The organism is Halorubrum sp. AJ67, from assembly GCF_000513435.1.
On sequence record NZ_CBVY010000002.1, the window covers coordinates 125,652 to 132,745 of the forward strand.

Sequence of the window (7,094 nt, forward strand, 5' to 3'; positions counted from 1 at the left end):
GACACGCCGAGGACGCTGTCCGCGACGTTCGCGGGGTCGGGATCGGCGATGACGACGACGCCGGCGAACCCGAGCGCGACGCCGAGCGCGGTGGCGGCGGTGAACTCCTCATCGGTCGCAACGAGCCGCGTGAGCGCGGGCGTCACCACGGGAACGAGCCCCAACAGCACGGCGGCGACGCCGCCCGTGACGTACCGCTGACCGGCGAAGAGGAACGCGTGGTGGGCTCCGATGATGAGCGCGCCGCCGACGAGCACGTAGACGTAGTCGTCCCGGGTCCGGGGGCGGACGTCGACGCCGGAGGCGAACACGGCGGCGAACAGTAGCCCGGCGGCCACGTCGAAGCGCACGGCCGCGAACGGCACCGCGGGGAGGTCGGCCAAGCCGACGTCCGTCGCCATGAACGCCGTTCCCCAGACGGCACACAGAAGCAGGTACCGGCCGGCCGTTCCGTAGCGACGCATTCACGCGGAGGTCGCCGACGCCGGCGAAGTATGCGTCGAACCGCCTCGACGCTCCGAGCGTCCGGACCCGGCAGCCACCGGGTACGACTTAGTGTAGTGCCTCCGTATCGCCGGTATGGATCGGCTGGTCTGCTACGATTGTGGGGCGTCCTATTCGTTCGGGACTGCCGCTCGCTGTACCTGCGGAGAGCCGCTTTGGTTCGAAACCGACGACGAGGCCGTCTCATGGCCCGGCGCGGATCCGGGATCTACCGACGCCGTCTCGTACGGTCACGACAGTCTTTGGCGGTACGAGTCGGTGCTCCCCGCTGTGGCACCCGTAGGACTGGCCGCGGCCGCCGGCGGAACGCCGCTCTTGCGAACGCCGTCGATCGAAACTGCCGACGGACCACGAGTCCACCTCAAACTGGAGGGGACAAATCCGACGGGGAGCTTCAAAGATCGGGGGACCGCCGTCGGTATCGGCCGCGTCGACGGCCCCGTGGGAACCGTTTCGCACGGAAATATGGCGTTGAGCGTCGCTGCTCACGCGGCCGCGACTGACCGTGAAGCAGTCATCCTCGTCGCCGAAGACACGCCGGACTCTCGTCTCGCGATGATCGCCCAGCACGACCCCCACCTGTTCCGTGTTCGCGGCGACTACGGACGACTCTACTACGATACGCTCGAAGGCGACTTCGGCGTCACGTTCCTCAACTCCGACAGTCCGCTCCAAGTCGCCGGTCAGAAGACCGTCGCGTACGAGATCTGCGAGGCGTTTCGCCCGGAGGTTCCCGACGCGATCGTCTTACCGGTCAGCAGCGGTGGGCAAGCGAGCGGCGTCTGGAAAGCCCTCCGGGAGCTGGACTCGGCAGGACTCATCGCCGATCTGCCGCGGATCTATCTCGCACAGGCGGCACGCTGTGATCCGATCGCGCAAGCGTACCGGCGTGGCGCGTCACGGGTTGATCCCGTGACCGACGAGCCGACGGCGGCCGTCTCCATCAACAACGCCGACCCACCCAGTGGGAACCGGGCGTTGGCAGCCGTTCACGACACTAATGGGGCCGTGCTGTCTATCGCTGAAGAGACCCTGTTGGCCGAGACGAAGCGCCTCGCCTCCGACGCTGGCATCGCCGTCGAGCCGTCGTGTGCCGTGGCCACGGCGGCGGTTCAGGAACTGTCCGAGTCTACCGAACTCGGCTCGGACGAGGACGTCGCCGTGGTCGTGACCGGGTCCGGGTACAAGTACGAGTCACCCGAGACCGAATCCACGGCTGTCCGTGAAATCGATCGAGGTGACGTTCCAGCGGCGGTTCGCGACCTCGCGTCGTAACGGCGTGGACTCAGTAGCCTTTCGTCGAGCGCGTTCGTGTAGCCGGCGTTCCTCGATAGCGGTGGCCCAGTCGCCAAGATCTACGTGTCCATCGTCGATCTCTCTCGCATCGAATTCTTTTCGTGGACCGTTCCGTGGTCGGCAGCGTCCTCAGAGCTCCTCGAAGCGCTCCACCCCTGCCCGCGCAACCGTCATGTCTTCGTCGACGCTGCCGCCGGAGACACCGACGCCGCCGACGACGGTTCCGTCGTCGTTCTCCAGCGGGAACCCGCCACCGAAGGTGACGATTCGACCGCCGTTCGTGTTCCCGATCCCATACAGTGACTCGCCCGGCTGTGACGCCTCGTGGATCGCCTCGGTGTCCAACTTCAGCGACACCGAGGAGTACGCTTTGTTCTGGGCGATGTCGACGCTCCCGAGCAGCGCACCGTCCATCCGGTGGAACGCCACGAGATTCGCACCGCCGTCCATTACCGCGACGCACATCGGCACGTCAATCGCTGCGGCCTCTTCCTCTGCGGCTGTAATTATTTGCTTAGCGACGTCTAATGTTACCGTTGTCATACTGGGTGTACTCCGTCTACCTGTTGTCACGGAAATATAATAAACTAATATGTATATATCCGTAATGACGAGCAGACGACGAGAGCGAGCAGCGAACGATCGGAGAGTAAGAGGAGGCGACCCGACCGACAGCAGCGACACCAATCTCTAATGAGGCAGTTTTCCCGAACCAGGGGAGGGCGCGTTGCGGATATGTGTTGAAATACTACGGCCACTCACAGCGTTCGGGATGTCAACGTGTTGATCAGGTCGCTGCCGGAAAGCCTTGTCCTCTCTGTGAGCAGTCCTTGTCGACGGCGAACACTGCCGTCGACAAACCGGCGATGTCTATACGCTCCCGCGATCGGGTGTCGACAGGCCCTCGGCAACAGCAACGTCGTGTCCGGCGGCGTACCCGTTCAACTTGGCAGCGATCGGCGACTCGCGCAGCTCCTTATCGCCGTATCCGGCCGCCTCGAATGCATCCATGAACGAGGAGACCGACCGGAGCTTGTACTTCTGGTGGTAGTCCTCAGCGGGGTAGAAACGCGAGAGCTGTTCGACGCGTGTTCCGATCCCTTCGGCAGTGAGTCCCCGCGTCGTGAGGAATTCGTCGAGGACTGCTCGTTGGTCTTCGGTCGCAGCGAACACGATATTCTGATACTGCGTCTTTCTGGTCTGGTGCTGCGGGTCGTGCGAGTGGAACACCTGACTCAGGAGATCTCGGTACGGTATCGTGTCAGAGTCGAACTCGACTTGGAACACCTCCGTGTGGTCGCCTAGGGAGTGATACGTCGGATCGACCTTCGTTCCGCCGGCGTACCCGACCCGGGTGCGAACTACGCCGTCCATCGCGCCGAACCGGGCATCCGGCCCCCAGAAACACCCGGTCCCGAACGTCGCCGTGGCAGTCTCCGCACTCTTCATCGCCCGACTGTCGTACTCGCGTATCTGCGTTTCTGTAATCGTCATTGGAGTCACCAGCCTGGAGAATCGCCGAAGCGCGGGTCGTGGATCCCACCGCATCTACCACCGGTCAGGCTCGCAGTCGTATATATCACGTGTCGATGTCCGTGCGCAGTCGGCAGCGGAACCGACACCACCGCTTGACGATTTGATGGAGAACATCCGACCTGAACTGATTCCGCGGGTGGCGGCGAGAGACCGCGATTCGACCCGAGACATTATCATACTTCAGCGTAGTCTTCACCGACTCGTGGCGTAACTGGGCCTGTGTCGCGGCAAGGTCGTGCTGTTTATCCTGATAGTGTCGTGCGTGAAAGAATAAACTCGATCCTTTTACGATCGCAGCAGTTCTCTTTTGGTACAACTGGCAGAAGGCGACGATGTAGATGCGCTGACCACAGGCTACTTAAAAGAGATTGACTCCAAAAATCGCTGGACGTGATGGGGATCGTTTCCTTCAGAAAAACACAGGAAGCGTATGGGTTGGGGCGGATTCGAACCGCCGGCCTGCTCCGTGTGAAGGAGCCGTCATAACCTGACTAGACCACCAACCCGCGCACTCCGAGGTATCCGACCTCCAGACTTAAGCGTTACCTTACGGCGAAGCTTCATCCCGAACCCGACCCGATCCCCCGGCATGACTCACGAACTCCGCTTCCTCGAACGTCTTCGGCAGCGCGTCGCTAGCCTGCTCCACGCGCCGCTGTCGCTCGTCGGCCTCTACGCCGAGCGCGAGACGCCCCGCGAGCAGTACGCGTTCACGCTCCGCAAGCCGTCCCCGGTCGTCGAGGCGCAGCTCCACCGGTTCAGCTTCGTCCGCAACCTCGTCTCCTCGCTCAAGTACCGGGCGTACGCGACGCCGCCGGAGACGACCGTCGCCAGCTGGGTCCGCTACCCCGAAGGTGCGCTCGCCAGCGACGACCAACTCCACCTCGCGCTGTACACCGGGACGGACCGCGCGACGACGGACGTGTACGCCCACTGGGAGCCGTCGTGGATCCGCCACCCGATCCGGCACTACCGCGCGACCGGTGTCGACGCGCAGGCAGGAATCGAGCGCGCGCGATCGCTGTTCGAGAACGCAGGTATCGAGTACGCGGTCGTGCCCGCAGAAGAGCGGATCGGCGTCGACGCGGACACGACCGTTCCAGACGACCGATCGCCGCCGGTCCGGTAGTCGACGATCTACTCCGCGGCGGCGGCGTCTTTGCCCCGGTACTCGGCGACGCGCTCGCGGGCGGACGCGACCGCCTCGCGGGCCTCGCCCTCGGCGCGCTCCTCGATCCGTTTCAGGTCCGCTTGGAGCTTGTCCAGCCGCGACGGTTCCGGCTCCGGCTCCTCGTCCTCTCGGCCGACGAGCGCTTTCACGCGCGTCTCGACCGGCTCCAACTCCTCTGCGACGCCCGCCTTCGCGTGTTCCGTCGCTCGACCGAGGTAGTACCGTGCGTCTTCGAAGTGTTTACTCATATCTGTCCTTTGGTCGAGGGCAGATATAACCTTTGTGGCGATGAGACGAGGACAGTATTCGACGCAATGGCTGCCGAGTCACTGCTACGATCGGAGAATACGGTGTTTTAGAGCCGATACGAGCCGAATACAGTTCTCCGTTCTCACTCGCGCGCGCCCGGCGGCAGCGGGTCGGCGTGGTCGGCAATCGCCTCCGCGACGCGGTGCGGGTGTTCGTGGACGACCCAGTGGGTCGCCTCGTCGATCACGAGCAGGCGGCCGTCCTCGCAGCGTTCGACGCTCCTGTTGGCCAGTCGCCGCGCGAGGAACTGGTCTTGCGCGCCCCAGATCACGAGTGTCGGGACGCTCACCTCCGTTTTGGCCGGCTCCGGGCGGTCGCGGACGATCGCGCGGTACCAGTTCACCATCGCCTCGAAGGCCCCGTGGCGGTTCCACGCTCGGCGGTACCGGCGCAGGTCCTCGTCGGAGAACGTGCCGGGCGCGCTCGTGTCGCGTAAGGCGTTCGTCGCCAGCCGCCAGTTCCCCGCGCTGGCGACCGCCTCGGGGAGCTTCGGCAGCTGGAACGCAAGCATGTACCAGCTCTTGAGCCGCTGGTCCCACGACCCTCGCAGCGCCCGCTCGAAGACGCTCGGGTGCGGGACGTTGACCGCGACCAGCTCCGAGAGCCGGGACTCGTGACCGAGCGCGAGCCACCACGCCACCGCCGCGCCCCAGTCGTGGCCGGCGACGGCGGCCGTCTCGCGGTCGTAGGCGTCGATCAGGCCGACGATGTCGAGCGCGAGTTCGTCGATGTGATAGTCGCTCACGGCCGGCGGCTTCTCCGAGCAGTTGTAGCCGCGCTGGTCGGGGACGACGACGCGGTAGCCTGCGTTCGCGAGCGGCGCGATCGCCTCGTGCCACCCGTACCAGAACTCCGGAAAGCCGTGGAGCAACACGAGCAGTTTCCCGTCTTCGGGGCCGGCCTCGACGACGTGGAGCGTCACGCCGTTCGTCTCGATCGCGCGGGAGCGACCCGGGACCGCGTCCGGGATCTCGTCGGCGGCGATCGGTTCCGGGAGGCGTCCCTCGTCGACCGGCCGGCCCGTCGGCGTGTCACGCATACGACCCCCGTGGGTCGGTGCCGACAAATAGCTACCTCGCCGTCCGACATCGGTGATCGAAATCCTCAAGCCGCTGGCAGGCGGCACTCCGGGTATATCCGCAATTTCTCGCGCACCGCACGCCGAGCGTGCGGTACGCGGGAATTCACCTTACACCCTATGACATCCGACTCGTCGACCGCTTCAGCCGCGGACGCGCCGGACGGGGACGCGACCGTCTCGAACGTCGTTCTCGTTACGGTCGACTCGCTGCGCGCGGACGCCGTCTCCCCGTACGACGCCGAGCGCCACTCGCCGGTGATAGACGGGCTCGCGGACGGCGGGACCGTGTTCGACCGCGCGTTCGCGACGGGCAACTGGACGCCGTTCTCGTTCCCCTCGATCCTCGCGTCCGAGCCGGTGTTCGCCCGGTCGGGCGACATCGGCGTCGACGAGTCGGACACCCTCGCGGAAGTGCTCTCCGAGGCGGGCGTCGCGACCGGCGGCTTCAACGCCGCAAACGGCTTCCTCACCGACCACTGGGGGTATCCGGACGGGTTCGACGAGTTCGAGCCGTTCGTCACGAGCGTCGGCTCCAGCCGGTACAGCCGCTATCTCGCCGCGCACCCGACCGTCGAGGCGTGGATCCAGCTCGCGACCTCGCCGGTCCGTCGGCTCGGTTCGAAGCTCCGCGGCGACGCCGACGACCGCCCGTTCCTCGACGCCTCGCGCATGTTCGACGTCGAGGACGCCGCGACCGAGTTCGTCGACGACACCGACGAGCCGTTCTTCCTGTGGGTCCACTACATGGACACCCACACCCCGTACGTCCCCGCGCCGCGGTACATCCGCGAGGTGTCGGACGGCATCCTCGGGACCCACCAGATGCTTCACGCGCACGCCCGGACGAGCCTCGGGCTCGAAGTGGGCGAGCGGACCCTCCGCGAACTGCGGACGCTGTATCAGGCGACGGTACGACAGGTCGACGCCAGCGTCGGCCGGCTGCTCGACAGCCTGGACGCTGCGGGCGTCGCCGACGACACCGCGGTGTTGCTCGCGGGCGACCACGGCGAGGAGTTCCAGGACCACGGCCACCTCGCCCACTATCCGAAACTGTACGACGAGCTGATCCACGTCCCGCTCGTGGCGGACGTGCCCGGCCTCGACGGCGGGCGCGTCGACGGCCACGTGGGACTCGACGCCATCCCGCCCACCGTCGCCGACCTGCTGGGCGTCGAGCCGTCCGCGAAGTGGCACGGC

Annotated in this window: 8 protein-coding genes, 1 tRNA gene and 1 pseudogene; 3 read left to right on the forward strand and 7 right to left on the reverse strand. The window is 65.8% G+C overall.

Annotation, left to right across the window (positions count from 1 at the left end):
* On the reverse strand, positions 1–464 hold a 464-nt coding region (locus BN903_RS02680), incomplete at its 3' end, for a DMT family transporter (RefSeq protein WP_048076459.1).
* Positions 465–579: 115 nt separating this feature from the next.
* Here BN903_RS02680 and BN903_RS02685 point away from each other — a divergent pair.
* Positions 580–1,779 (forward strand): pyridoxal-phosphate dependent enzyme, encoded by a 1,200-nt coding sequence (locus tag BN903_RS02685; protein WP_048076266.1) that lies wholly within the window; start codon positions 580–582, stop codon positions 1,777–1,779.
* Between the two features lie 3 nt (positions 1,780–1,782).
* On the opposite strand, the pseudogene BN903_RS18545 reads toward BN903_RS02685, so the two are convergent.
* The 4 genes and pseudogenes from BN903_RS18545 to BN903_RS02700 form a co-directional block, all read right to left on the reverse strand.
* Positions 1,783–1,896, reverse strand: a pseudogene (locus BN903_RS18545) (transcriptional regulator); the annotation flags it as partial.
* Between the two features lie 33 nt (positions 1,897–1,929).
* Positions 1,930–2,343 (reverse strand): heme-binding protein, encoded by a 414-nt coding sequence (locus BN903_RS02690; protein WP_048076267.1) that lies wholly within the window; start codon positions 2,341–2,343, stop codon positions 1,930–1,932.
* Positions 2,344–2,670: 327 nt separating this feature from the next.
* Positions 2,671–3,294 carry a peptide-methionine (S)-S-oxide reductase gene (locus BN903_RS02695; protein WP_048076268.1) on the reverse strand — a complete coding sequence of 208 codons (624 nt, stop codon included), beginning with the start codon at positions 3,292–3,294 and terminating at the stop codon, positions 2,671–2,673.
* A 473-nt stretch (positions 3,295–3,767) separates the two neighbouring features.
* Positions 3,768–3,842 (reverse strand) — tRNA-Val (locus BN903_RS02700).
* A gap of 83 nt (positions 3,843–3,925) precedes the next feature.
* Between BN903_RS02700 and BN903_RS02705 the strand changes: the two genes are divergently transcribed.
* Positions 3,926–4,465 (forward strand): hypothetical protein, encoded by a 540-nt coding sequence (locus BN903_RS02705; protein WP_048076269.1) that lies wholly within the window; start codon positions 3,926–3,928, stop codon positions 4,463–4,465.
* Positions 4,466–4,473: 8 nt separating this feature from the next.
* Here BN903_RS02705 and BN903_RS02710 read toward each other — a convergent pair whose 3' ends face one another.
* Both BN903_RS02710 and BN903_RS02715 read right to left on the reverse strand, forming a co-directional pair.
* Entirely contained in the window at positions 4,474–4,755 is a 282-nt protein-coding gene (locus BN903_RS02710) for a hypothetical protein (protein WP_048076270.1), read from the reverse strand.
* A 143-nt stretch (positions 4,756–4,898) separates the two neighbouring features.
* Positions 4,899–5,855: an alpha/beta fold hydrolase gene (locus tag BN903_RS02715; RefSeq protein WP_048076271.1), complete on the reverse strand. Its 957-nt coding sequence runs from the start codon at positions 5,853–5,855 to the stop codon at positions 4,899–4,901.
* Positions 5,856–6,014: 159 nt separating this feature from the next.
* Here BN903_RS02715 and BN903_RS02720 point away from each other — a divergent pair.
* Positions 6,015–7,094: sulfatase (locus BN903_RS02720; protein ID WP_048076272.1), on the forward strand; the 1,080-nt coding region annotated here is incomplete at its 3' end.

Excerpts from the sequence above, each read along its gene's own strand:
- BN903_RS02715 (WP_048076271.1), bottom strand. The coding sequence starts at position 5,855 with ATGCGTGACACGCCGACGGGCCGGCCGGTCGACGAGGGACGCCTCCCG.
- BN903_RS02695 (WP_048076268.1), bottom strand. The coding sequence starts at position 3,294 with ATGACGATTACAGAAACGCAGATACGCGAGTACGACAGTCGGGCGATG.
- BN903_RS02710 (WP_048076270.1), bottom strand. The coding sequence starts at position 4,755 with ATGAGTAAACACTTCGAAGACGCACGGTACTACCTCGGTCGAGCGACG.
- BN903_RS02705 (WP_048076269.1), top strand. The coding sequence starts at position 3,926 with ATGACTCACGAACTCCGCTTCCTCGAACGTCTTCGGCAGCGCGTCGCT.
- BN903_RS02690 (WP_048076267.1), bottom strand. The coding sequence starts at position 2,343 with ATGACAACGGTAACATTAGACGTCGCTAAGCAAATAATTACAGCCGCA.
- BN903_RS02685 (WP_048076266.1), top strand. The coding sequence starts at position 580 with ATGGATCGGCTGGTCTGCTACGATTGTGGGGCGTCCTATTCGTTCGGG.